Origin of the sequence: Bacillus sp. FSL E2-8868, assembly GCF_038005505.1 — a bacterium.
Classification (GTDB): domain Bacteria; phylum Bacillota; class Bacilli; order Bacillales; family Bacillaceae_G; genus Bacillus_A; species Bacillus_A mycoides.
The window spans coordinates 1787458-1811468 of the sequence record NZ_JBBOTI010000002.1 but is presented as its reverse complement, the minus strand read 5'-3'; the positions used below and the strand labels follow the sequence as shown (position 1 = coordinate 1811468).

The window sequence follows — 24011 nt, the reverse complement described above, 5'->3', positions numbered from 1 at the left end:
AAACAAAGTTAATAGTATTGTATGATTAATATTTTACCTTATTAACTATTATAAGTCAATAAAGGTTGATTTTTCAGAAGAAATTTGAAAAGGGAAATAGCTATAGAATGGGTGTTTCTTTTGTGATAGACTATGGACTATGTTTTCTTTGTAAGGAAGCGGATTACCGCATTTTTTTATTTGTGGAATTGATTTCATGTAAGGTGAAATTGAAGAAGGAGAAAGAAATGAAATTGTTACAGAAAAAAGAAATTTTGCTTATTAGTCTTATGTTATTCTCTATGTTCTTTGGGGCCGGAAATCTTATATTTCCACCTTTCCTTGGATATGAAGCAGGAGAACATGTATGGATTGCATTGTTAGGTTTTATTATATCAGCAACAGGGCTTCCTATATTAGGTGTTATCGCTATTGCGAAAGCAGGGAGTTTTCAAACGTTAGCGGGCAGGGTTCATTCTTCATTTGCAATTATTTTTCCGTGTATTGTGTACTTATTTATTGGACCAGGTCTTGGTATACCACGTGCAGGAAGTTTAGCTTTTGAAATGGGGCCAGGCCAGTTGTTCCCAGAAGCGGGTAGCGTAGTTTTGTTATTGTACACGGCTATTTTCTTTAGTATTGTTTACTGGTTAAGTTTATCACCGTCTAAATTAATGGGCTTGTTTGGAAAGGTGTTAACGCCTTTATTATTATGTATGATTGCTATTATATTTATAAAAAGTATGTTTACATCAGTAGGCAGTGTGAAAGAGCCTGCAGGAAATTATGGACAAGCTCCTATGTTCCAAGGATTTTTAGATGGATATTTAACGATGGATGCGTTAGCAGCTTTAATATTTGGGATTGTTATTGCAAATGCTCTGCGTGCAAAAGGTGTAGCGGATGATAAAGGTTTAGCGAAATATATGAGTATTGCTGGTATTGGAGCAGGACTATTACTAACTATTATTTATGTCATTCTTGGATATGTTGGTTCAATTAGTGGTTCATTGGGTACATTTGATAACGGTGCGAAAGTGTTAGCACAAGTTATGACGACATTATTTGGACAAGGCGGAGTAGTATTATTAGGCCTTATTTTTACTATCGCATGTTTATGTGTTTCAATTGGGCTGGTTACGTCTTGTAGTCAGTTTTTTGCAAGTGTATTTCCGAAAGTATCTTATAAATTTTGGGCATTTATATTAAGTTTTGTTAGTATGGTTTTAGCTAATTTAGGATTAACGCAAATTTTAAAAGTATCGGTACCGATTCTTGGATTTATTTATCCAGTTGCACTAACGCTTATTATTTTAGGGTTATTCCATAAGTATATTGGAAAGTATGTATACGTATATTCGGTAACGATTGGACTCGTAGCGGTATTTAGTGCGATTGATATTTTAAACAAAAGTGTACTGATGAATAAATGGACACCACTACTAAAAATGCTTCCGTTTTATTCAGAAGGTGTAGGTTGGATCGTTCCGGCATTTGTAGGTGTCTGCCTCGGTGTAATTGTTAGTATTGCTATAAATAAGAATAAATAAGTAAGAGGTGTTTTCCTATTTCGGAAAACACCTTTCTTTTTTGGAAAAATAGTATTGAAAATGAATAGACTAAGAGTATGATAAAGGTAATTGGTAATATATAGGTTTTACATGAATGATGAGGGGGGAGCGTATGAAGGAGGATTTGAATAAGAAAATAGAAGCACTCGAAACGGCAATTGAAACGATGCAAGAGGCACTTTATGAATTGAAAGCGAAACAAAGAAAAATAGAAGTAGATAAAGTTCAACAAAATGTTAATAAGGAAAAGAAAGAATATATTGAAGCGGTAAGTAATGAAAAGTTACAAGAAGATGTAGTGAAAATCAAAGAGCCTGTTCAAAAAGTTGAGGAAAAACAAGTAAATATATCTGTTTTTAAACCGGAACCATTCAATATTATTAAGTTTTGCCAAACATGGTTGCCGCGTATATTTGTCGGTATTATGCTACTTGGCGTTATTTGGTTATTCAAAGCAGGGGTAGATGCCGGATTATTGACACCAGCGATACGGGTTGTATTTGGTATAGTACTATCTGCCGGTTTGTATTACGTAGGAGATATACAAATTAAAAGAGAGCGGCAAGCGTTAGGGTTAGTATTAGCTGGAGGAAGTATTACGGGAATTGTTTTAACAACGTTTGCGGCACATTATTTATATGAGTTTATTCCTGCAAGTATTGCGTTTATCTGTAATATTGTATGGGTTATTTTAGGGATTTATTTAGCGAAAAGATATAGATCGGAATATCTCGCTATTTTCGTGGCGGTGGGAGCATTTTTTGTTCCTTTCTTGTTAAATAGTACGACTCCTAATACGTATATTTTCTTTAGTTATGAGACGATATTAACAATTAGCCTATTATGGTATGCATTGAGAAACCTTTATAAGTACTTGTATATGATTTCTTATGTTGTTGCGGCAATTGTCCTATTTGTCTTCTTTGTTGTTATGTCAATATTAGTAGAGAATGTGCAAGTACAGTTAACAGTTGTATACGGTGCAATTCATTTACTATTATTTTGGCATATGTTTTCGGAGAGAAGGTTTATACAAGAAGCACGATTGGCGATATTTAGTGCGAATGCAGTTTTCTTTATTTTAGCCATTTCTCAAATTCCTGAATTTACAACGTGGGGATTAGTTATAAGTGCATTTGTGCATGCTGTTATGTTTGTACTTGAATATAGGAAGAATAAACATTCTGTATTTTCAAATCTAATATTTGGCTTTGCAATGGGATCATTTAGTTTAGCGATTTTATACGAGTATAGTTTGGTGAATGCAGCGATCGTATTATTGTTACAAGGTTTCCTCGGTATGGTTACTGCTATTAAAGTAAAGCAAAATATTAAGTTGTATGTAGGTGCAACGATTTATGCGATTGGAATGGTACAGACGATTTTTAGCCCGTTTGATGAGTTCATTTCAGCAGGATTTGTCGCTCATATTATTTTAATAGGAACGTTCTATTATTGCATGATACAAGCAAAAGAAGTGTTAGCGAGTTTAGGTAAATATGTTTATTCTATAGCGCTCTACTCGTTAATGGTTATTGTATTTATTACAATTACTAGGATCGGTGAAGTTCTTTCTACAGATGGAAGTATAATTAGCGTATCTGTATCATTATTATGGATGGTATATGCTTTATTTGCAGTTTGGTTTGGCCGTTATAGACAGATGAACGAAATATTATATGCTGGATTAGTCGTATTAGTAGTAACAGTAGGGAAGTTATTCCTTCTCGACCTACCAGAGGTGTCGATGATGATTAGAGCGGTGTTATTCTTAATCGTAGGTAGTATAGGTATCGTTATTTCAAGAATGTTTTTCTCAAAAGAAGAGAAGTGAGAAGTGAGAAGAAGGCAATCCATATGTGGATTGCCTTTTTCATTATTTTTTATTAATCGTTACAGTTTCATTATATTTCGCTGTTGTGTTTTGACGTAGACGAAGTGTTGCCTGTCCAGTTGTATTTGGATCAAGTTGTACGTTCACAATTTTTTCAGCAGATCCTTGGTTATTTGTTATGAAAGAGAATGTACTGCTATATCCGAAAGAAGATGGCCAAGTACCATTTGTATTTTGAACTTTTGCAACTTGTGTTCCGCCAGTTGTGAAAATACCTAACGAATAATTATTGTACGTTGTATTTGGTAATAAGTTATTTACTTGAATCGTCATTTGGAACACTTCATTGTTTGGTAGAATGCTAGGGTGCGTAATTACGTAATCACTCGTTGTCATGGCGCCGTTATAGCCGTATGAACCAGATTTGAAAGTATTTGTATTGAACCACTGGTAACCTTGAGTTGGTGCGCTCCAAGGTTCTGGTTGTGGTTCTGTTGATAAACTTGGTTGTTCAAATGTTTGTAGAGCTGTAGGTGCATCAAGCTGTAAACCACTCACTTGATCTAAGCTTGTAAATGTTTCTTGTTTCGCTAACCAATTCACGATGTTTTCTAATAGAACGGCATCGTTTTCTTCTTTATAACCATCATAAGTTTTCTTTGTTTGACCTGAGTCTTCGCGAACATATTTTGGCGTAGCATCTTCAACAGGAGAAGAATCACCAATAAAGGCAGCTTTTCCAAGACCAACTTTCGAAATAGCAGCATAAGGCCCCTCGGCAACGCCACCACCGTTATAAACGCCGCTATCAACAGCGTTATTCCATTTTGATGGATTTTCTGGAAGATATACAAGGCCTTTCGCTAGTTTTGGATTTGTAATCGCAAGGGTAGAGCCGGCATGCATTGCTACAGATGAAACGCCAGTTGTAATTCCGAATGATTGCGCAGGTGAGACAATATTTTTAGCTGAAACATCACCAAGTGCATTGTAACGGAAGCGAATACCGAAATTATCGGATAGCCAATCAGAGCTTTCTACTCCTTGCATAGCTTGTGAAGTTGTTTCTTCATTAGACATTCCCTTTGCTGGATTATCCCATGCCCCGCGTCTATATCCATTGAACACTTCTGAGGAGTCCCAGCGGTTTTTATTACGATCTGCATTATAATGATCGGCAATGAAGAAAATACTGCCGCCATTTTTCACGTATTGTAACATTGCGTCTTGTTCAGATTTTTTGTAAGGAATATTTGCCTCAGGAACGATAAACACGTTGTAATTTTTTAAGTCGTCGTATGTAATAGGTGTTGATTTACGAAGTTCTTTTACATGATATCCGTTTTGGGCAATGCCGTTTCCGAAATCAGAAAAGCCGCCATCAATAACCCAGTCAGCTGTCCCTGCAGTTTGACCGTGCGTATTATCAAATAATACTTTCTTCCCATTGTTTTGATTTACAACCTTTGCAGCAATTTCAGGAGCTGGATCTACAGAGCTTTCGGCATAAGTAGATGGAACATAAGCGCTTCCTAAACTGATTGTAATTGCTGTTGCTAAAGAAAATTGAATCCATTTTTTATTCTTCATAGAAGAATCCCCCTAATAATAAATATATGTGCTTTAATAATGTAATTTATTTTTCTGAAAAAATAAAGACAGAAAACGTAAAAAATATTAAAAAATTGTAAAAATACCGTGAATTTTGTTGAGAAATATTTATATAGACAATAAAAAATCCCTTCCAATTAATAAGGAAGGGATAGCTTGTTTAACTAATCTTTGAATTAGGTGTTTCATCAATCTTATGAAATCCTTTCATGTAATACACGATAGCTAAGCCAATAAGCCAAATTGGGCCAACGATTAATGCAATTCGTGTATCTTCTGAATACGCCATTATACATAGTACAAGTGCAAGGAAGCCAAGTGAGAAGTAAGAGCTTACTGGATGTAAAGGCATTTTATACGTGAGCTTGTCTTTTTTCTCAGTTGATAATCCTTTACGGAATTTAATTTGAGCGACTAATATAATACCCCAAGTCCAAATTGCCCCGAAAGTTGAAATACTAGTTAACCATGTAAATACTTTTGCAGGAACGAGATAGTTTAATATAACGCCAACGAGTAAAACAATCGCAGTTGCTACAATACCTTGACTTGGAATGCCATTTTTATTTAAACGTCCAAATCGTTCAGGTGCTTTCTTTTGTTTTGCTAGTGTAAATAGCATACGACCTGTACTAAACAAACCACCGTTACAAGATGAAAGAGCCGCTGTTAAAACGACAAAGTTAATAATACCTGCTGCCTTTGCAATACCGATTTGCTGGAACGTTAGTACGAAGGGACTTCCTTTCTCACCAAATTCGTTCCAAGGATAAATTGCCATCATAACGAATAATGCCCCGACGTAAAAGATTAGGATTCTCCAAAATACGTTATCGATAGCTTTTGCGAGTGTTTTCTTCGGGTTTTGAGCTTCACCAGCTGTAACACCAATTAGTTCAACGCCTAAATAAGCGAATAATACCATTTGTAAGGAAAGCAATAATCCAGAGAAGCCATTTGGGAACCAGCCCCCATGTTCCCAAAGATTTGAAATACCAGTTGCAACGCCGCCATTTCCAAATCCGAATAGAATAATACCAAAGCCAATTACTATCATACAGATAATTGTGACAATTTTGATGAGAGCAAACCAAAACTCAAGTTCTCCAAATACTTTTACTGATAAGAAGTTGAAAGCGCTCATTAATAATAGAGCGAGTAGTGCCCAAGTCCAGCGCGGGATATCTGGGAACCAGTACTGCATGTAAATTCCAGCCGCCGTAATTTCAGCCATACAAGTAACAACCCATAAGAACCAGTAGTTCCAACCAGTAATATAGCCAGCAAGTGGACCGATATAATCATTAGCATATTTACTAAAAGAACCGGCAACCGGTTGTTCAATTGCCATTTCTCCGAGCGCTCGCATAATGAAAAAAATAACGAGTCCAGCGATCATATAACCTAGTAAGATGGAAGGACCAGCTAGTTTAATAGCAGAAGCAGATCCTAAAAATAGCCCAACGCCAATAGCCGAACCGAGTGACATTAAAGTAATATGTCGTTCTTTTAAACCTCGATTTAAAGTTCCAGATTTGTTTGTGTGCTGCATAAGAAGAATCCCCCTTGTAGAATGAGCTACCTAAATATTTAACTATTTCAAATTATAAAACATTTCTATCTGTTATGCTACAAAAATAATCAAAATGAACTGTACTACATCTGAACTTGTCAGACTTAAACTTAAAATTCTCACTATTAGAGAATATATTGACTCTTCTTTTTATTGATTGTTAAGATTAAGTATTATATTTTCTCACATACTAGTAAGAAAAGAATGTGTGATAATAATTCAGGTGTAGGAAGGGTACATAGCCATGTTTCAATTACAAAAATATAACACTTCTGTGAAGCAAGAGCTTTTAGCGGGCATCACAACTTTTTTTACATTTGCGTATATTCTTGTCATCAATCCGAAAATATTATCTGATGCAGGTGTACCATTTGATCAAGCGTTTACGGCAACTATTATTGCGACAGTTATTGGGACGCTATGTATGGCGTTTTTAGCTAACTATCCAATTGTTATTGCTCCAGCTATGGGAATGAATGCATATTTTGCTTATTCTGTTGTTCAACAGGCAGAGGGGATTACATATGTCATTGCGTTTTCAGCAGTCTTTGTAACAGGCATTATTTTTCTTTTATTATCTTTCACTTCATTTAGGCAAAAGCTAATTATCGCAATTCCTGACAGTTTAAAACATGCAATTGCAGGTGGAATTGGACTATTTATTGCTTTTATTGGATTACGTCTATCTGGAATTATCGTGGATCATCCATCTAACTTAGTTACGATTGGTGATTTTCATTCTCCAGCCGTTATTTTAACTTTAATTGGTTTAATTTTAGCGGCAGTATTAATGGTATTACGTGTGAGTGGTGCATTATTTATTAGTATGATTGTGACAGGAATTATCGCCTTCTTTACGGGGCAACTGAAGTTTGAGGATAAAATTGTAGCGATGCCTCATTTACCAGAGGGTATTATCGTTTCAAATCCAATCAATGCTTTTTCAGATGTAATTCAGTATGGATTATATGGTGTTGTATTTTCATTTTTACTTGTACTTTTATTTGATACGACAGGTGCATTACTCGGTTTAATTAAACAAGCTGGTTTAATTACAGATAATACAGAGAAACGTTTTGGCAAAGCGTTTATTGCAGATGCGATTGGCGGAACGACAGGTTCTATCTTCGGAACAAGCCCAACAGCAGCAACGATTGAATCGTCAGCTGGCATTGCTGCAGGTGGTAAAACTGGATTAACAGGTATTGTAGTTGTTGGTCTAACGATTATAACGGCATTTTTCAGCCCTGTTATCGCGTCTTTATCAAGTGTAGCTGCTATTACAGCTCCTTCATTAATTATTGTAGGTAGTTTAATGGCACAAAGCATTCGTGATATTAATTGGAATGAATTTGAAGATGCATTACCAGCATTTTTAATTTTCGTTGGTATTCCGTTAACGTCTAGTATTGCAAATGGAATTGCAATTGGATTTTTAGTGTATCCAGTATTAAAAATTGTGAAGGGGAAAGGGATGGAAGTACATCCGTTACTATATTTATTTACAATTTTATTTGGATGTCATTTATTCTTATAGTATAGAGATAGGGAAGGGGGCTTCTTATGAGAGGCTCCTTTTTTGTGTATAATAAAGTGAAAAAAACAAATCAATTACGTAAAATATAAATTACTTAATGGAATATATATGTTACAATAAAGGCAGAGGAGGAACATGAATGGCTGTAAGTAAAATAAAAGTCGCACGTGTTCAGTTAGATTTAACACAACAACAATTAGCAGAAAAAGTAGGCGTCACAAGGCAAACAATTAGTTTAATTGAGAAGGGGAAATACAATCCATCTTTAGATTTATGTTTGAAAATTTGTTATGCAGTAGATAAAACATTGAATGATTTGTTTTGGGAGGAAAAGGAGTGATAGGGTGAAAATCGTGAAAGATGAACGTTTAATGATTGAGGGATTAAAACATATTAGATTGGCTTTCATCTTACAAAATGTCGTCATACTAGGCATTGTTTTTTACCGTTACGTCTTGCAAGGGGCAGGGTATGAAAGTGTTTCGGATTTATTAATGGTATTTATGGGCGGGATAATAGTTATTAACTTTTTAAACTTAAAAAATTCGGTGGAAGTGTATGAGCATACAGGGGGAGTATCTCGTAGTTATTTCATGAAACTATTATTAATTCCAGTAGGGATTGTTATTGGGATTTTAGCTATTTGTATCATTGTAACACCGGATATTTCGATAAAGGAAATTGGTATAACAGGACTTATTATGTTTGCTTGTTTTTTAATTCCTAGTTTGTTTATATACATATATATGAAAAAAATAAAAAGTGAAAATGAAATATAAGAAAAGCTTTCTGCAATATGCAGAAAGCTTTTCTTATATTTCTTTATACATTACTTTATGTAGTCCTATTGGATCAATCTCGAAGATTTCACCATGCTCATAGAAGCCTAATCGTTTGTAATAATCCGCTACGGTAATTCGGGCATTACACCATAGAATATTTGCTTCGCGTTCTTGGAGGACTTGTTCAGCTTTACGGATTAAGGAGCTGCCAGCATGCTGGTTTCGGAAATTAGGTAATGTTGCCATTCCTCGTAGACGATAGTGGGTACCAGCTTGTAAATCAGGATGTATTTCTTTAGAGAAAGAGGCGATACTAACAAGTTCATCATATAAAAATGCACCTAAATGAAAGGCGTCTGTTTCGTAATCTGAATCGTATTTACAATCTTCTAATGATTGATTGGGACGCAAAACCTTTTGACGTAATAAGTATGTTTCAGATGCATCAATATGTTTCACTGTAATCATAATATCATCCTTTCTTATAATCCTTTTTCTGTTAGTTGTATAAAGAAATAGGCAGGTGCAGCGAAAAGTCCGAGTATGCTAGCAGTTCCGATAAGGAGCGAAAGCAAAAGACAAGTGTATTTGACGCCATTTGATTTTTTCCAGCCGTAACTACAAATTTCAATGCTAACACCGATGAGAATAATGGCAACGAGTACTTCCGCTAATAATAATAGAGCTAAAGTTACAATAGACATAATGTGATCCATCCCCATAATATGTGATAGTAACATTTTACCATATGGAATGGGAAAAAATGCCCCTCATTTATGTGAGGGGCGTTTTTCTACTCTAATATGTTTTTCATTGTATCAATATGTTCTTTTGAACCCGTTACAAGTAAAGTATCGCCATGCTGTAACTTCGTATCACCATGTGGTATTAATGCTTTATTACCACGGTAAATTTGAATGACCAGTACATCACCTAAAAATGGAAGGCGACGAAGTGCTAAGCCGTTATATTTATTACTTCGTAGTTCAACCTCACGCACCGTTTCATTTGCTGTTGTAATCAAGCGAACGAGACTCGGTTTATCAATAAGTGCACGTAATAAAATACGTGTAGAGTTAATAGTCGAGAATACAGCGATATGTTCTTGAGTTGCTTTTTCTTGTAGAAGGGGATCTTCTACACTTGCGATGACGTGTTCAACACCTAATTCTTTTGCGTGTTCTGCTAATAATAAGTTTTGTTCATCATCACTTGTCGCAACAACAACACGGTCTGCTTCGAAAGCTTTTTGCTCCATTAAAGATTGAATAGTAATCTCATCTAATTTTACAATAGGGAAGTCATGAGATTTCGCTTCCTCATCATTTATTTTATTTTGACGTATCATATATAGTGTTACGTCATAATCTTCACGTTTTAAATCAAGTGATAACGGAAGGGTAATTCTGCTTGCACCAATAATAGATACTTTCGGTTTTGGTGTTTCCACTTGTGGAAACATCTTTTTAAATAATATAGGTGCAAAAATACAAGTAATAACTGCACTTAAAATAAGAGATGCTGATAAACTTGGGCTAATGATGCCTAGCTTTTCACCAATTTGTGCAGCCGCAATAACTAAAGAAAGTGTTGATGTTAACAAAATAGCACTTCCGAGTACGATATTGCGTGGGTACCATTTTCGTAAGACGAGTGATGGCAACAGTTTTGAAATAAAGAGTCCCACAATTAGAATTGGGATCATTAGCATACTAGAAGGCTCGTTAAAAATAGACCATACTTCTAGATTTACACCAACCATTACGAAGAAAATAGGAATGAAGAAGCCATATCCGATGGAATCAAGTTTTTCAACCATATCTTCATTTGGTGATAATAAAGATACGAGTACACCTGCTAAAAAGGCTCCCAAAATATTTTCTGCCCCAACAGATTCAGATAATCCAACTAATATTAAGATGAGTGCGAAAACAGCTCGTGTATCAATTTGTACACTACCGGCTTTTAAGCTTTCTAGGTATGGAATATTTTTAAACCGTCTTGCGACAAAGTAAATTACAATACCAGCACCGAATAGAAGAAGTAGAAGCCACATGCTTTGGCCACTTTCGGAATTTAATCCGACGAATATAGCGAGTAAAATCATTGTAACTAAGTCTGCAATAACAGCGACTAATAAAATGATTTGCCCGATTGCGGTTTTTCCTAAGTTATTTTCTTTCAATGTTGGTACGACAACACCTAAAGAAATAGTTGAAATAATTAAAGTCATGAACATTGCATTGTCTACGAATCCTAGCCATACGAATATTAATGATAGGGCATAAGATAAAATGAAAATAAACAAGAAGATAATGCTTGCTGCTTGGAATGTGTTCGGTTCGTTTGTCGTATTCTTTTTCCCTTTTTGTTTAAAGATCGAAAAGTCAATTTCTAAACCACTTAAAAACATTAGGAAGATAAACCCTAGTGTTGATAAGACTTGAAGCCACATATCGGGCTCAATGATGTTAAATCCACTTTTACCTACAAAGATTCCTGCGATAATTTCTGCAACAACGACAGGAAGTGCTTTTAATTTAAAGCGCTGTAACAAAAGGGGAACGAAAAACGCGATTGCGACGACAACCATAAGTGATAGAACAGAAGAATGATGTTCCATTGCGTTCTCTCCCTTCAAATAAATATAGTAACTATTTAGCCATATAATAGGAAGAAAAGCAACGGATATGGTTTCGATTTTATAAAGAAAGAGTTTTCTTAACATTTGTCATAATAAGTATATTTTTCATGATTTTGTTGTTAATTCCGTAATGTGGATGTAATAGGGGGAGGGGATAAAGTGAAACTTTAATCAGTGGGGGTCTTACTGCTCGTTAATAGGGGATAAAAAAAGACTGCTGAGGAATCCCAGCAGTCTTTTCATGCAAATTACATTGAGAAGAAGATCCATACAGTAAGTCCAACTGTTGCAGTTGCAACGAAGAAACTGTATATCATTGTAAGAACTTGAATTCTTCCTTCTCCTTCTTTTAAGTGCATGAACATAATTAATTGTAATAACGCTTGCGCAACTGCCATTATGATGATAGTTGTTAATATCGTTGAAAGTGGCAGGTTTGTGTAAAGTGCCACGTATAACGCTAGAAACGTTAGTGCAAGCGATAAAATAAATCCGAAAACGTGTGACCATGGGAATCCGCTATGCCCATGCCCGTTTGCTTGGTTGTTATTTTGACCCATTTACGCCACCATCCCGTTCAAGTAAACTAGTGTGTAAATAAAGACCCAAACAAGATCAAGGAAATGCCAGTATAAGCTGATAATAAATACTTTACGAGCTGTAACTGGTGTTAAACCTCGTTTTAAAATTTGGATAATAACACAAGTTGCCCAGATGATACCACCTGTTACGTGGGCACCATGCGTTCCAAGAAGAACGAAGAATGCCGATAAGAAAGCACTTGTTTGAATCGTTGCACCTTCACCAACGTACAAAATGAATTCTTCAATTTCAAAGAATAGGAAGCCTGCACCTAAAAGTAAAGTCAGGATAAACCAAGCTAACATTCCTTTTTGATTGTGTTTACGCATTTCGTGAATTGCGATCCCACATGTAAAGCTACTTGTTAAAAGTAACAGTGTTTGAATTAAAAGTGTTTTAACTTCAAACAATTGCGCTGGTGTTGGGCCATCAGCCGTACGACCAGCAAGGACTAGATAAGAGGCGAAAAGTGTTGCGAACAGCATAATTTCAGCCCCAAGAAAAATCCAGAATCCTAGGATATTCAATCTGCTTTGCTCGGATTGATATTCCAAAGGTAAGCTTTTATCTAAAGCCGCCATGTCATTTCACCTCTCATGCTATATGTTCTGTTTCTTTAATTTCATCAACGCTTACGTAGTAGCCATCATCATAATCGAATGAACGATAGATTAAGCAACCTAAAATACCAATACCACCGATTGCTGCAATCCAGAACCAGCTAAATACTAATGCAAAACCTGCAAGACCGAAGAATAAAGACGCAATAATAGGCACACCAGAATTACTTGGCATGTGAATTGGTTTTAATTCATCTGCTGTTGGTGTAATTGTTTCTCCACGTTTTTTCATGAACCAGAAAGCATCAGCTTCTTTAATTTCAGGAAGTTTCGCGAAGTTGTAATGTTGTACAGGAGATTGAGTTGCCCATTCAAGTGTACGGCCGTCCCATGGATCTCCAGTTGTGTCACGCTCACCGTGACGTGCACTCCAAATTACGTTATAGCAAAGGATTAGGAAGCCAATAGCCATCATTACAGCACCAACAGATGCGATTTGGTTTAGCCAGCCCCATCCAAGACTTTCAGAGTAAGTGTACATACGACGAGTCATACCGTCTAAACCTAAGAAGTACATTGGGAAGAAACAGATGTTAAATCCGCTCATAAAGATCCAGAATGTCCATTTACCTAGGCGTTCATTTAACATATGACCTGTCATTTTTGGATACCAGTATGTGAATCCAGCAAGCATAGCGAATACTGTACCTGCGATTAATACGTAGTGGAAGTGAGCAATTAGGAAGTAGCTGTTATGGTATTGATAATCAGCTGCTGCCATTCCAAGCATAACCCCTGTAACTCCACCAACTACGAAGTTTGGAATAAATGCCAATGACCAAAGCATTGGAACTGTAAAACGAATACGTCCTTTATACAGTGTAAACAACCAGTTAAAGATCTTAACACCGGTTGGAATCGAAATCGCCATTGTCGAAATCGAGAAGAATGAGTTAACCGCTGGACCTGCACCCATAGTGAAGAAATGGTGAAGCCATACGACGAAACTTAGTAAAGAAATTGCAACCATCGAGTACACCATCGCACTGTAACCGAATAGACGTTTACGTGAGAATGTACTAATGATTTCAGAGAAAATACCGAATGCCGGTAAAATAACAATATATACTTCAGGGTGACCCCATACCCAGAATAGGTTGGCCCATAACATTGGCATACCGCCGCTCGCCATCGTAAAGAAGTGAGCATCGAATAGACGGTCAAATGTCATTAATGCAAGAGCAACTGTTAATACTGGGAAAGCGAAAATAATGATAATTGTTGTAATTAAGATTGACCAAGTAAACATTGGCATTCTCATTAATTTCATACCAGGTGTACGCATTTTTAAGATAGTAACAAGGAAGTTAATACCCGTCATCAGCGTACCGAGACCTGAAATCTGTAATGCAATTGCGTAGTAGTTATTTCCTACACCAGAAGTAAACTCTGTACCTGCCATTGGGAAGTAAGAAGTCCACCCAGCGTCTGGAGAACCACCGATTACGAAAGCGATGTTGAATAACATTGCTCCGACAAAGAATAACCAGAAACTTAAAGCATTTAAGAACGGATATGCAACGTCACGAGCACCAATTTGTAATGGTACTACAAGGTTCATTAATCCCATAACGAATGGCATTGCCATGAAAAGAATCATTACCGTACCATGTGTTGTAAAGATTCCGTTATAGTGTTCAGCGTTTAAATAAGTTGTTTCCGGGAATGTTAACTGGGCACGAATCATTAAACCATCCATACCACCACGGAATAACATTATAACGGCAGAGATAATATACATGGTCCCTATTTTTTTATGGTCAACAGTTGTCAACCACTCATCCCAAAGCCATCTCCATTTTTTGTACTTTGTTAGTACGAAAAGAATCGCTAATGTCACAAGAACGATAGAAGCGTCAGCTCCGTAAATAATCGGGTCACCTGTGACAAAAAATTCATCAAGCTTCACTGTGTTCACTCCAATCTGTTGGAATAATAGCTATTATTTTTTGTTTTTGTAGTAGTTGTAATCACAATATTCAAGTGATTTTGGATCTACATAACTTAAGTGGTGACTAGAGAACGTCATACGCCCCACTACACCAGGTTTAATAATTTCGTTATATTTCTTTTCTGATAATTTAGGGGCAGTTTCTTGTACTTCTTTTACCCACTTATCATATTTCTCTTTAGTTTTTGCTTCAACTTCGAATTCCATGTGAGTAAATCCTTCACCAGAGAAGTTCGAGCTACGACCTAGGTAAGAACCTGGTTTGTCAGCTTGTAAATATAAGTCCATGATCATGCCATCCATTGTATACTTCATACCACCAAGTTCTGGTACCCAGAAAGCATTCATTGGACCTACAGAAGTCAGTTTAAATTGAATTGGTACACCAGCTGGGATGTTTAAATAGTTAACGGTTTCAATTTTTTCCTCCGGGTAACTAAATAACCATTTCCAGTTTGCAGATGTAACATAAATTTCAACTGGTTTAATATGTTTGGACTCTTGCGGAACCTCTTCCGAAGCATAAGTTGCTTTAACTGTTGGAATCGATAATGCGATAACGATAATAACAGGAATAATTGTCCAAATGATTTCTAATAATGTGTTACCATGTTGATCAGGTGGCTCATAGTCCATATTCTCTGGTTTTTCACGATAACGAATCAAGATGACTGTAAACAAGATGAATACAATTGCGATAATTAATGACATAAGCAAGAATGACCAAACAATTAAATCATACTGTGCTTTTGCAACAGGTCCTTGCGGATTTAATACTGCGAGTTTTTTATCACAGCCACCGAGGAACAGAAGTAATGATAACGGAAGAAGCGAAGCCAACTTCCAAAATGCTTTCTTTAGTTGCACGATTGAAAATCTCCTTTCTCCTTGGATTGAAACTATGCCAATAAAACAATATAAACCTATTAATTTATAGATGGCAATAGTTTTTGTTATATTGTTAAAAAATAGACACAAATGCACGCTTTTTAAGGTGAATATCATTTGTAACTTGATAACATTGTAAACTATTTTCCAGATAAAAACGTGATTGTGGGAATTTTAAGATAAATAAAGTTATACCAACATACCCAATAAATAGAAAAAAATTATCTTATCATAAGGAAAAATACTGAATTTTTAATATATTCAGTTTGTTACCTAAGTTATATTTCTTTTTTGCTCAAATGTGACAACTTTCCGAAACTTTAACTCGGTATAAAATGTAACAAATGATCATAAATGGAACCCAGCAATAAAGAGCAATTCTCTGATCTGGAATGAAAGCTAAACTAACAAATGTAAGGAAATTGAGTGAGAAAGCTACGATTGGAACTATTGGATAAAGTGGTGTGCGGTATTTTAATTCTGCTTGTTCTACTTGTTGATTCATATGTCCCTCCCCCCATATTTTTTTGTATGTTTTAACTAGATTTTATTCGGTGCTTTTAATCATTAGTGGGGGTGAAAAACATACTTGGTTTATTTTGTTGTGAACTGAGTATGTAAAGGAAAAACTAACTATGACTAAATACCTTAGAATGTTTATTAACCTAGTGAAGGAAACGTGATTCTTTCACTAGGTTAATAATTTTGTTTTTTAGTAAAAAATTCTGAAAAAATATAATTTTTTCTTTCTGTTTCGAACAATCGGAATTTTAAAAAGTATTTGTGAATAATAATTCACAGAATCTTTCTAGCAAACTAGTAAGAAGAAAGGTACAATGATAGGAGTTGTGCCTTTAAAATAATTGATATAATGGAGTTTGGTTTATGATGAAAAAGTTAAAATATATTTTTATTTTCGGTATTATATTTGCTGTCGTGTTCTTTTTCGAGAAAGATAAAATTATGAAAAAGGCACAAGAATTTCGGTTAGACCTTTTCTCTGAGATGAAAGAAAGTGCAATGATTACAGAGGTTCCGTTTATTAGACAGTTACCTGAATTACCTAGAGGTTGTGAAGTGACAAGTTTAACTATGCTACTACAACATAAAGGTGTACAAGTAGATAAGATGCAACTTGCTAGTGAAATTCATCGCGTTCCATTTAAACAAGATGGTTTGCATGGAAATCCGTATGAGGGATTCGTTGGAAATATTTACACGAAAGCTGAGCCGGGATACGGTGTATATAATCAACCGATTTTTAATTTAGCAGAAAAGTATGTTCCTGAAAAAGTAATTAATTTAACGGGTAGAGACGTGCAAGATCTATATAAAGTAATTAGTTCTGGTTCTCCAGTATGGGTAATTATTAATACAACGTTTAAACCATTAGCCGAAAGTAGTTTTGAAACATGGAATACGAGTTCAGGTAAAGTGAAAATTACATATTATGAGCATAGTGTTGTAGTAATTGGATATGATCAAAACTTTGTATACGTAAATGATCCTCTTGCAAACAATCCACGAAAAGCTGTTCCTCGTGCTGAATTTGAAAAGGCATGGGAGCAAATGGGGAAACAAGCAATTACTATTTTATAAAATGAAAAGTCATCTTGAGATGGCTTTTTCTTTTTGAATATTCATTATAGAAACTTCTGAAAATTCTTTCAGAAGTTAACGATTCACGCTATAATAACATTTAACTTGGTAAAGAAGGGGAGAAGAGAAATGGATGTCGCAAAGGAACTTGTTTTATCAAAGAATCAGTTGATTGAGTGGAGAAGGCATTTTCATAAGTATCCAGAGTTATCTTTTCAAGAGGAAAAAACATCTCAATTTGTATCCGACATACTTCGGGAAATCCCGTATTTAGAAGTCTCAAGGCCTACTAAATATAGTGTAATGGCAAGGTTAATTGGTAGGCAGCCTGGTAAAACTATCGCGGTTCGTGCTGATATGGATGCTCTTCCTATTCATGAAGAAAATAAGTTTGATTTTATTTCTATATATCCAGGTGTGATGCATGCGTGTGGTCACGATGGTCACATGGCAATATTGCTTGGTGTAGTACATAAGTTGGTAGAGGAAAGAGAGAAAGTTAAAGGAGAGATTCGCTTTTTATTTCAACATGCAGAAGAAAACTTTCCGGGCGGTGCAGAGGAAATGGTCGCAGCGGGAGTGATGACAGGTGTGGATTACATTATTGGTGCTCATCTTTGGGCGTCATTAGAGGTTGGAAAAGTAGGTGTAATTTATGGTCCTGCGATGGCGGCGCCGGACGTTTTTAAAATTACGATAGAGGGAAAAGGTGGGCATGCTGGAATTCCGCATGAAACAGTTGATAGTATCGCCATTGGTGCGCAAGTAGTTTCGCAAATTCAGCAAATTGTATCTCGCCTCACGAATCCGTTAGATTCTCTCGTAGTATCTGTTACGCAATTTCATTCTGGGACAACTCATAATGTTATCCCGGAACAAGCGGAGGTTGAAGGGACAGTGAGAAGTTTAAGGCATGAATTAAGAGAAGAAACAAAGAAGAAGCTTGAAAGGATTGTAAAACATATTACAGAATCCTACGGTGCTAAGTATACATTTTCTTATGAATATGGATATCGCCCAGTTGTGAACGATTATGAAGTTACAGAGCTTATTGAACATACAGCATTACAGCTGTATGGAAGAGAAAGAGTTGTTCGTTTACAGCCAACGATGGCAGGGGAAGATTTTTCAGCATTTTTACAAAAGGCACCAGGGACGTTCTTTTTTATAGGGGCAGGAAATGAAGAGAAGGGAATTATATATCCGCATCATCACCCTCGTTTTACAATTGACGAAGACGCATTACCAATTGGAGTGGAAGTCTTTGTATCATCCATTATGAATTTTATAAGTAAAGGAGAATGAGATGAAAAAAATACACGTGCTAGCACTTATTCCAGTTCTTTGTTTAGTAGTTGGACCAGTATTTGCAAATTCAGTCACTCCTTACGTATGGGGGATGCCATTTTTATTATTTTGGGTACTATTATCAGTGCTCATTACGTCTCTTTGTATGGGTCTTGTGTACGTATTCGATCCTGCTAATAAGGGGGACGTAAAATGACTGCATTATTTATCATTATTATATTTTTGTTTCTCGCACTATTTTTAGGAATTCGGGCACAACATGGAAAAGATATGAATTTAGAACAATGGTCAGTTGGAGGAAGAGGATTTGGAACTATTTTCGTTTTTCTCCTTATGGCAGGGGAAATTTATACGACGTTCACATTTTTAGGAGGAAGTGGCTGGGCTTATAGTAAAGGAGCTCCTACATTTTATATTTTAGGGTATGGTGCATTAGCTTATATTTTATCGTATTTCTTATTGCCTCCAATTTGGAAGTATGCAAAAGAACATAACCTCATTTCACAATCAGATTTCTTTGCGAAGAAATACAGGAGTAAGACGCTTGGGGTAATTGTTTCAATTATTGGTGTTATTTCGATTATCCCGTATCTTGTTTTGCAATTAAAGGGATTAGGAATTATCGTTTCGGAAGCTTCCTATGGAAGAGTGACACCTGTTATTGCGGTATGGATTGGTGCTATTGTTATAACTATTTATGTAATGGTTTCAGGTATACATGGATCGGCTTGGACAGCTGCTTTGAAGGACATTATGATACTATTTATCGTTATGTTTTTAGGTATATATTTACCGTATCACTATTACGGAGGATTTCAACCGATGTTTGAAGCTGTAGAAGCTGCAAAACCAGGTTTTTTATCTTTACCTGAAAAGGGAATGAGTATTTCTTGGTTTGTTTCTACTATTATATTAACGGCTCTCGGTTTTTATATGTGGCCTCATACATTTGCCTCAGCTTTCTCAGCGAAAAGTGAAAAAGTATTTAGGAAAAATGCAGCAATTATGCCTCTCTATTCTTTAGTTTTGCTTTTTGTGTTCTTTGCAGGTTTTGCTGCTATTTTACAAGTTCCAGGGTTAAAGGGAGCGGATGTAGACCTTTCATTATTCCGTCTTGCTCTTCAAACTTTTGATCCTTGGTTTATTGGGATTATTGGTAGTGCGGGGGTATTAACAGCACTAGTTCCCGGTTCCATGCTTGTTATGGCCGCTTCTACATTATTAGCAAAAAATATTTATGGAACGATGGTACCATCCGCCTCTGATAAACAAGTTGCAAAAGCAGCTAAGCTATTTGTACCTGTCGTGACGCTTATTGCCGTATTATTTACCTTTAAAGGTGGAGAGACGATAGGTGCTCTTCTTTTAATGGGATACAGTATAGTTACGCAACTTTTCCCTGCACTTGTATGTAGTTTGTTTCCACGGCAGATTATTACGAAGCAAGGAGCGATTGCAGGAATGGGGATTGGGTTGTTAATTGTTGCATATATTACCTTATCTGGTTCAACTATAGCTACGATGTTTCCGAGTTTTCCGCAATATATAAAGGATTTAAATGTAGGTATAGTCGCATTGTTAATGAATATGATTGTGATGTATATCGTTAGTGGATTCACGAAAAGTGTATCTATAAAGCAAGACAATATAATGGTAGAAAAGTAATTCGCGTGTTAGAGCTATCTTTGAAAAGAGATAGCTCTTTTTTGTATATATTTTCTTCTATTAGCGGAATCTAACTAAAAACTTGTTGAAAAGGAAGTTAGGTGGGGAAATTGTTAGAGCTAAAAGGTAACTTGTTTGAAGTTATGAAGGAAATTAGAGATGAGTTAGGTTCACCTAATGATTTAACAATTAGAGAAGTTGCTCTTGCTGGTAGTTTTACACGTTGTGCGGTTGTTTTCTTATGTGGATTGACAGATAAGGATAATGTTTATAAATATGTAGTTCGTACACTTCAATATGAAGAAATACCAAATGAAGCAGCTGTGGTTCAGATATTATTGGATCGTTTTATTTCTATTGCAGAAGTCGGTATGAAGACGACTTTTCCAGATATTATAAATGCGGTTTTAGCAGGAGATACAGTCATATTAATTGATAATATTCAAACGGCTATTGTTGTTAACAGTAGGGCTTGGGAGAAAAGAAGTCTAGAACCGCCAGTGACAGAAGATTTAATTCGTGGACCGAGGGTTGGGTTAAATGAAGATATTAATGTGAATAAAATGTTAATTCGCCGTGGTTTACGTGATCCGAAGTTACGGTTTCAATCTTATATTATGGGGAAGCGATCGCAGAAAGAAGTAACCCTAGTATATATAGAGGATATTATTAACCCTTACATCGTAAACGAGCTAGATCGGCGTCTTCAATCAATAGTGACAGATGTCATTTTTGAGACAGGAACGATTGAACAATTAATTCAAGATAATAATTTATCGCCGTTTCCGCAGTTTTTAAATACAGAAAGACCAGATAATATAGTGGCTGCATTGGCGAAAGGGAAAGCGGCCATTTTAGTAGATGGGTCACCATTTGCTCTTATAGCTCCACTAGTGTTTGTTGATATTTTTCAATCTGTAGAAGATCATTATGAGCGTTGGGTAATTGGAACGTTATTAAGAATATTACGTATGGGATCAGGTATCGCTGCTGTTTTATTACCTGCCATGTACGTAGCGCTTGTGTCGTATCATCAAGGGCTTATTCCATCTAAACTAGCTTATTCCATTGCGGGAGCGAGAGAAGGGGTGCCGTTTCCTGCTTATATAGAAACGTTAATGATGGCATTAACGATGGAATTAATACGAGAAGCCGGGATTAGGCTTCCGAAACCGATGGGACAAACAATTGGCATCGTAGGCGGTCTTGTAATTGGAGAAGCGGCAGTAAATGCGGGGATTGTAAATCCGTTTTTAGTAATTATTATTGCGGTTACCGCAATTGCTACATTTTCACTTCCTGTATATAGCATTACGATTACATTTCGAATTTTACTTTTCGTCTTCGTGTTAGCTGCAACTGCTTTTGGGTTATACGGAATCATTTTAGCTCTTATTGCACTGGCGATCCATATTACAAATTTAAAGAGTGTTGGGGTACCGTATACAACACCTATTGCTCCTGCTTTTTATAAAGATTGGGAAGAAGAATTGGTTCGCCTACCAAAATCAATGTTAAAAGAGAGACCAGAATATTTACAAACGAAAGACTCTACACTACGTCCAAAGGAGCGAGAGTAATTGAAACCATTTGAATATGGGGATGAAGAAATTGGATCTCGGGAACTTGGTTTTGCGGTATCGTCAACAATTATCGGTATAGGTGCATTATCTATGCCTCGAGATATTGCTGACCAAACTTTATTTTCGGATGGTTGGATTATTTTGCTTTTGGGTGGATTGATATGTGCAATTTTAGGTTGGTTTGTAACGAGGATAGCTATTTTATTCCCAAAACAAAACTTTGTTCAATATACAAGTGCACATTTGACGAAGCCTGTTGCATACACAATTAGTAGCATTTTAGTATTAACATTTGCTGCTTTGACCGCATATGAATCGCGAATGATTGCAATTATTTCACAAACATATTTATTTAGTGATACACCAATACAGCTACTCTCTTTCTTCTTCTTATTAGTTGTTATTTATGGAGTAGCAGGATCGAGAGCGGCTTTAGTAAGGTTAAATGTTCTATTCTTACCTATCGTGTTCATTGCGATAGTGTTGCTTTCTTTATTGAATGTGAATTTAATGGAAATAAACAATTTACTACCAGCTTTTCAAACGAACGCAAGTCAATATGCTGTAGGAGTTAAAAATTCCATTTTCACATTTATCGGATTTGAGGTAGCTCTGTTTTATGCTGTGATGTTGAACGATAAGACAGCGAAAAAAGCGCCAATGGCAGTTGCAAAAGCAGTGATGGTAAATGTGCTGTCATACATTTTAATTTATGTAACTTGTATTAGCGTTTTTTCGTATATGACAACCCGTGGATTGACGTATCCAACAATTGAATTGGGTAAAGAAATTGAAATTGGTGGAGGTTTTTTAGAAAGATTTGATGCCATTTTTTTTACTACTTGGATTATTACTATTTATAACACTACAGCAATGTATTATGACGTCGCATCTTTATTATTTTGTGCTATGTTTCCGAAAGTGAAGAAACACGTATTTATTTTTGTGAGTGCTCCTATTATTTTTATGGTGAATATGATACCTGGCAATTCGAATGATTTATCAAGTTATGGGACTTATTTAGCTTGGATAGATATGGGGTTTGTTGTGTCAGCACCTTTGCTAGTTTTTATTGTATATAAAATAAAAAGAAGGAATGGTGGAAATGAAACACCTTCTTAAAATTATAATAATTATGTTTTTAGCTGGATCTATTAGTGGGTGCTCTGAGCTGGAGGAGATAGAAGAAAGGGGATTTGTAGTAGGGGCGGCTTACGATATCGTGAAGGAAAAACAATCGAATCCAATTATGAAAGGGACGTATCAGATGGTGCTCCCAAGTAAATTGTCGCAACAAGGTGGACAAGGGGATGGAGATAGCGAAAATTATATTAATGTTAGTGCGAAAGCAGATAGTGTCTTTGAGCAAATACGAATTATCGCTAAAAAAATTAGTCGCTCATTATTCTTTCCGCATATACAAGTGATAATTTTTTCTAAAGATTTACTAGCGAATCCATATGTTTTACAAAATACGTTAGATGTATATATTCGCGATCATGAAATGAGAAGAAATATTCGTTTGTTCGTTTCTAAGAAAAATGCAGAAGCTATTTTAAAGCAGAGTGCCAAGCCTGAAAATTTGCCAGCGCAGTATATTGATATGTTAGCTGAGCATCCTCCGAAAAATGCTCAAATGATTGAAGCTGCAAGAATTGGTGAGGTACAGCAAAAAATGATTGCTAACCAAAGTTTCGTATTACCTATTCTCGAACTAACAAAGCAGGGGGTACAAATGAACGGGGCAGCGTTGTTTCGTGGAAAAGATAATAAGTGTGTAGGCAGTTTGAATGGAGAAGAAACATTAGGAATGAATTATGTAATAGGTAAAAAAATTGGAGGGTTCTATACTATCCGTAAACAAGGTCAGCTTGTTACATACGAAATTCATAAGATGCACCGAAAGATTAAAGTATCTACGGAAAATGCTACAAAACCGAAGTTTGATATCCATTTATCTTTGGAAGGGACCTTAGCAGAGTTGCATTTTAGTGATCATAAACAAATTATGAATGAAAAGCGATTAAAGAAAACCATTGCGGAGGAAATGGAGAAGCGTATCCAAAAATCGATTAAGCTTGTTCAAAAAAAATATAAGGTAGATGTATTAGCGTTAGGAGAAGTATATAAGCGGCATAATTATAAAGAATGGAAGAAGATAGATAAGAATTGGGATCAAGGTGAAAAATACTTTAGTAATGCTGAAATTACTGTTCATGTTCATCCAACGATTGCACATTCAGGTTCAGCTTTACCAAAGAGAGTGAAATAAGGGTGATTAAAT

Annotated in this window: 21 protein-coding genes and 1 pseudogene; 12 read left to right on the top strand and 10 right to left on the bottom strand. The window is 35.9% G+C overall.

Annotation, left to right across the window (positions count from 1 at the left end; genetic code table 11):
- Positions 1-227: 227 nt before the first annotated feature.
- Positions 228-1529 carry a branched-chain amino acid transport system II carrier protein BrnQ1 gene (brnQ1, locus tag NSS74_RS20310; RefSeq protein ID WP_012260323.1) on the top strand — a complete coding sequence of 434 codons (1302 nt, stop codon included), beginning with the start codon at positions 228-230 and terminating at the stop codon, positions 1527-1529.
- A gap of 133 nt (positions 1530-1662) precedes the next feature.
- Complete coding sequence (locus NSS74_RS20305) at positions 1663-3384, top strand: DUF2339 domain-containing protein (RefSeq protein ID WP_002140408.1); 1722 nt, start codon at positions 1663-1665, stop codon at positions 3382-3384.
- Positions 3385-3426: 42 nt separating this feature from the next.
- Here NSS74_RS20305 and NSS74_RS20300 read toward each other — a convergent pair whose 3' ends face one another.
- Together NSS74_RS20300 and NSS74_RS20295 are read right to left on the bottom strand one after the other, a co-directional pair.
- Complete coding sequence (locus NSS74_RS20300; protein ID WP_002140409.1) at positions 3427-4974, bottom strand: hypothetical protein; 1548 nt, start codon at positions 4972-4974, stop codon at positions 3427-3429.
- Between the two features lie 181 nt (positions 4975-5155).
- The gene (locus NSS74_RS20295) at positions 5156-6547 is read right to left on the bottom strand and encodes an amino acid permease (RefSeq protein WP_002140410.1); all 1392 of its coding nucleotides are present in this window, start codon (positions 6545-6547) and stop codon (positions 5156-5158) included.
- Positions 6548-6812: 265 nt separating this feature from the next.
- Here NSS74_RS20295 and NSS74_RS20290 point away from each other — a divergent pair, with 265 nt between their 5' ends.
- The 3 genes from NSS74_RS20290 (at position 6813) to NSS74_RS20280 (ending at position 8884) form a co-directional block, all read left to right on the top strand.
- Positions 6813-8105 carry an NCS2 family permease gene (locus NSS74_RS20290; RefSeq protein ID WP_002029772.1) on the top strand — a complete coding sequence of 431 codons (1293 nt, stop codon included), beginning with the start codon at positions 6813-6815 and terminating at the stop codon, positions 8103-8105.
- Positions 8106-8244: 139 nt separating this feature from the next.
- The gene (locus NSS74_RS20285; protein WP_000301182.1) at positions 8245-8445 is read left to right on the top strand and encodes a helix-turn-helix transcriptional regulator; all 201 of its coding nucleotides are present in this window, start codon (positions 8245-8247) and stop codon (positions 8443-8445) included.
- Positions 8446-8449: 4 nt separating this feature from the next.
- Positions 8450-8884 (top strand): hypothetical protein, encoded by a 435-nt coding sequence (locus NSS74_RS20280; RefSeq protein WP_002140411.1) that lies wholly within the window; start codon positions 8450-8452, stop codon positions 8882-8884.
- Between the two features lie 33 nt (positions 8885-8917).
- On the opposite strand, the gene NSS74_RS20275 is transcribed toward NSS74_RS20280, so the two are convergent.
- From NSS74_RS20275 to NSS74_RS20240, 8 genes and pseudogenes are all read right to left on the bottom strand, one after another.
- The gene (locus NSS74_RS20275) at positions 8918-9355 is read right to left on the bottom strand and encodes a GNAT family N-acetyltransferase (RefSeq protein WP_002140412.1); all 438 of its coding nucleotides are present in this window, start codon (positions 9353-9355) and stop codon (positions 8918-8920) included.
- Positions 9356-9369: 14 nt separating this feature from the next.
- The gene (locus NSS74_RS20270) at positions 9370-9627 is read right to left on the bottom strand and encodes a DUF4022 family protein (RefSeq protein WP_080019745.1); all 258 of its coding nucleotides are present in this window, start codon (positions 9625-9627) and stop codon (positions 9370-9372) included.
- A gap of 53 nt (positions 9628-9680) precedes the next feature.
- A complete protein-coding gene (locus NSS74_RS20265; protein ID WP_340814170.1) occupies positions 9681-11510 on the bottom strand; it encodes a monovalent cation:proton antiporter family protein in 1830 nt (609 codons plus the stop codon).
- Positions 11511-11779: 269 nt separating this feature from the next.
- Positions 11780-12091 (bottom strand): cytochrome aa3 quinol oxidase subunit IV, encoded by a 312-nt coding sequence (gene qoxD / locus NSS74_RS20260; RefSeq protein WP_002029843.1) that lies wholly within the window; start codon positions 12089-12091, stop codon positions 11780-11782.
- Positions 12092-12694, bottom strand: a complete 603-nt coding sequence (gene qoxC, locus NSS74_RS20255; RefSeq protein ID WP_002029841.1) for a cytochrome aa3 quinol oxidase subunit III — start codon at positions 12692-12694, stop codon at positions 12092-12094. It abuts the gene before it with no gap.
- A gap of 13 nt (positions 12695-12707) precedes the next feature.
- Positions 12708-14642 carry a cytochrome aa3 quinol oxidase subunit I gene (qoxB, locus tag NSS74_RS20250; protein WP_002063826.1) on the bottom strand — a complete coding sequence of 645 codons (1935 nt, stop codon included), beginning with the start codon at positions 14640-14642 and terminating at the stop codon, positions 12708-12710.
- A gap of 33 nt (positions 14643-14675) precedes the next feature.
- Positions 14676-15551 (bottom strand): cytochrome aa3 quinol oxidase subunit II, encoded by an 876-nt coding sequence (locus NSS74_RS20245; protein ID WP_002010605.1) that lies wholly within the window; start codon positions 15549-15551, stop codon positions 14676-14678.
- 294 nt (positions 15552-15845) lie between these two features.
- Positions 15846-16053 (bottom strand): annotated as a pseudogene (locus tag NSS74_RS20240) (amino acid permease); the annotation flags it as partial.
- Between the two features lie 407 nt (positions 16054-16460).
- On the opposite strand from NSS74_RS20240, the gene NSS74_RS20235 reads away from it, so the two are divergent.
- From NSS74_RS20235 to NSS74_RS20205, 7 genes are all read left to right on the top strand, one after another.
- Entirely contained in the window at positions 16461-17171 is a 711-nt protein-coding gene (locus NSS74_RS20235; protein WP_033708232.1) for a C39 family peptidase, read from the top strand.
- Between the two features lie 129 nt (positions 17172-17300).
- The gene (locus tag NSS74_RS20230) at positions 17301-18476 is read left to right on the top strand and encodes an amidohydrolase (RefSeq protein ID WP_340814169.1); all 1176 of its coding nucleotides are present in this window, start codon (positions 17301-17303) and stop codon (positions 18474-18476) included.
- A 1-nt stretch (position 18477) separates the two neighbouring features.
- Positions 18478-18675 carry a DUF3311 domain-containing protein gene (locus tag NSS74_RS20225; protein WP_002029838.1) on the top strand — a complete coding sequence of 66 codons (198 nt, stop codon included), beginning with the start codon at positions 18478-18480 and terminating at the stop codon, positions 18673-18675.
- Positions 18672-20144: a sodium:solute symporter family protein gene (locus NSS74_RS20220; RefSeq protein WP_002140417.1), complete on the top strand. Its 1473-nt coding sequence runs from the start codon at positions 18672-18674 to the stop codon at positions 20142-20144. Before NSS74_RS20225 ends, NSS74_RS20220 begins: the two co-directional genes overlap by 4 nt.
- A gap of 101 nt (positions 20145-20245) precedes the next feature.
- Positions 20246-21724, top strand: coding sequence for a spore germination protein GerLA (gene gerLA, locus NSS74_RS20215; RefSeq protein ID WP_080019353.1), 1479 nt, complete (start codon positions 20246-20248; stop codon positions 21722-21724).
- Positions 21725-22849, top strand: coding sequence for an endospore germination permease (locus tag NSS74_RS20210; RefSeq protein ID WP_002029832.1), 1125 nt, complete (start codon positions 21725-21727; stop codon positions 22847-22849).
- Positions 22833-23999, top strand: a complete 1167-nt coding sequence (locus NSS74_RS20205) for a Ger(x)C family spore germination protein (RefSeq protein ID WP_002125306.1) — start codon at positions 22833-22835, stop codon at positions 23997-23999. Before NSS74_RS20210 ends, NSS74_RS20205 begins: the two co-directional genes overlap by 17 nt.
- Positions 24000-24011 lie beyond the last annotated feature (12 nt).

Excerpts from the sequence above, each read along its gene's own strand:
- NSS74_RS20265 (WP_340814170.1), bottom strand. The coding sequence starts at position 11,510 with ATGGAACATCATTCTTCTGTTCTATCACTTATGGTTGTCGTCGCAATC.
- NSS74_RS20290 (WP_002029772.1), top strand. The coding sequence starts at position 6,813 with ATGTTTCAATTACAAAAATATAACACTTCTGTGAAGCAAGAGCTTTTA.
- NSS74_RS20230 (WP_340814169.1), top strand. The coding sequence starts at position 17,301 with ATGGATGTCGCAAAGGAACTTGTTTTATCAAAGAATCAGTTGATTGAG.
- NSS74_RS20275 (WP_002140412.1), bottom strand. The coding sequence starts at position 9,355 with ATGATTACAGTGAAACATATTGATGCATCTGAAACATACTTATTACGT.
- NSS74_RS20205 (WP_002125306.1), top strand. The coding sequence starts at position 22,833 with ATGAAACACCTTCTTAAAATTATAATAATTATGTTTTTAGCTGGATCT.
- NSS74_RS20285 (WP_000301182.1), top strand. The coding sequence starts at position 8,245 with ATGGCTGTAAGTAAAATAAAAGTCGCACGTGTTCAGTTAGATTTAACA.
- brnQ1 (WP_012260323.1), top strand. The coding sequence starts at position 228 with ATGAAATTGTTACAGAAAAAAGAAATTTTGCTTATTAGTCTTATGTTA.
- NSS74_RS20300 (WP_002140409.1), bottom strand. The coding sequence starts at position 4,974 with ATGAAGAATAAAAAATGGATTCAATTTTCTTTAGCAACAGCAATTACA.
- qoxD (WP_002029843.1), bottom strand. The coding sequence starts at position 12,091 with ATGGGTCAAAATAACAACCAAGCAAACGGGCATGGGCATAGCGGATTC.
- NSS74_RS20305 (WP_002140408.1), top strand. The coding sequence starts at position 1,663 with ATGAAGGAGGATTTGAATAAGAAAATAGAAGCACTCGAAACGGCAATT.
- NSS74_RS20220 (WP_002140417.1), top strand. The coding sequence starts at position 18,672 with ATGACTGCATTATTTATCATTATTATATTTTTGTTTCTCGCACTATTT.
- NSS74_RS20270 (WP_080019745.1), bottom strand. The coding sequence starts at position 9,627 with ATGTTACTATCACATATTATGGGGATGGATCACATTATGTCTATTGTA.
- NSS74_RS20295 (WP_002140410.1), bottom strand. The coding sequence starts at position 6,547 with ATGCAGCACACAAACAAATCTGGAACTTTAAATCGAGGTTTAAAAGAA.
- NSS74_RS20225 (WP_002029838.1), top strand. The coding sequence starts at position 18,478 with ATGAAAAAAATACACGTGCTAGCACTTATTCCAGTTCTTTGTTTAGTA.
- NSS74_RS20235 (WP_033708232.1), top strand. The coding sequence starts at position 16,461 with ATGAAAAAGTTAAAATATATTTTTATTTTCGGTATTATATTTGCTGTC.
- qoxC (WP_002029841.1), bottom strand. The coding sequence starts at position 12,694 with ATGGCGGCTTTAGATAAAAGCTTACCTTTGGAATATCAATCCGAGCAA.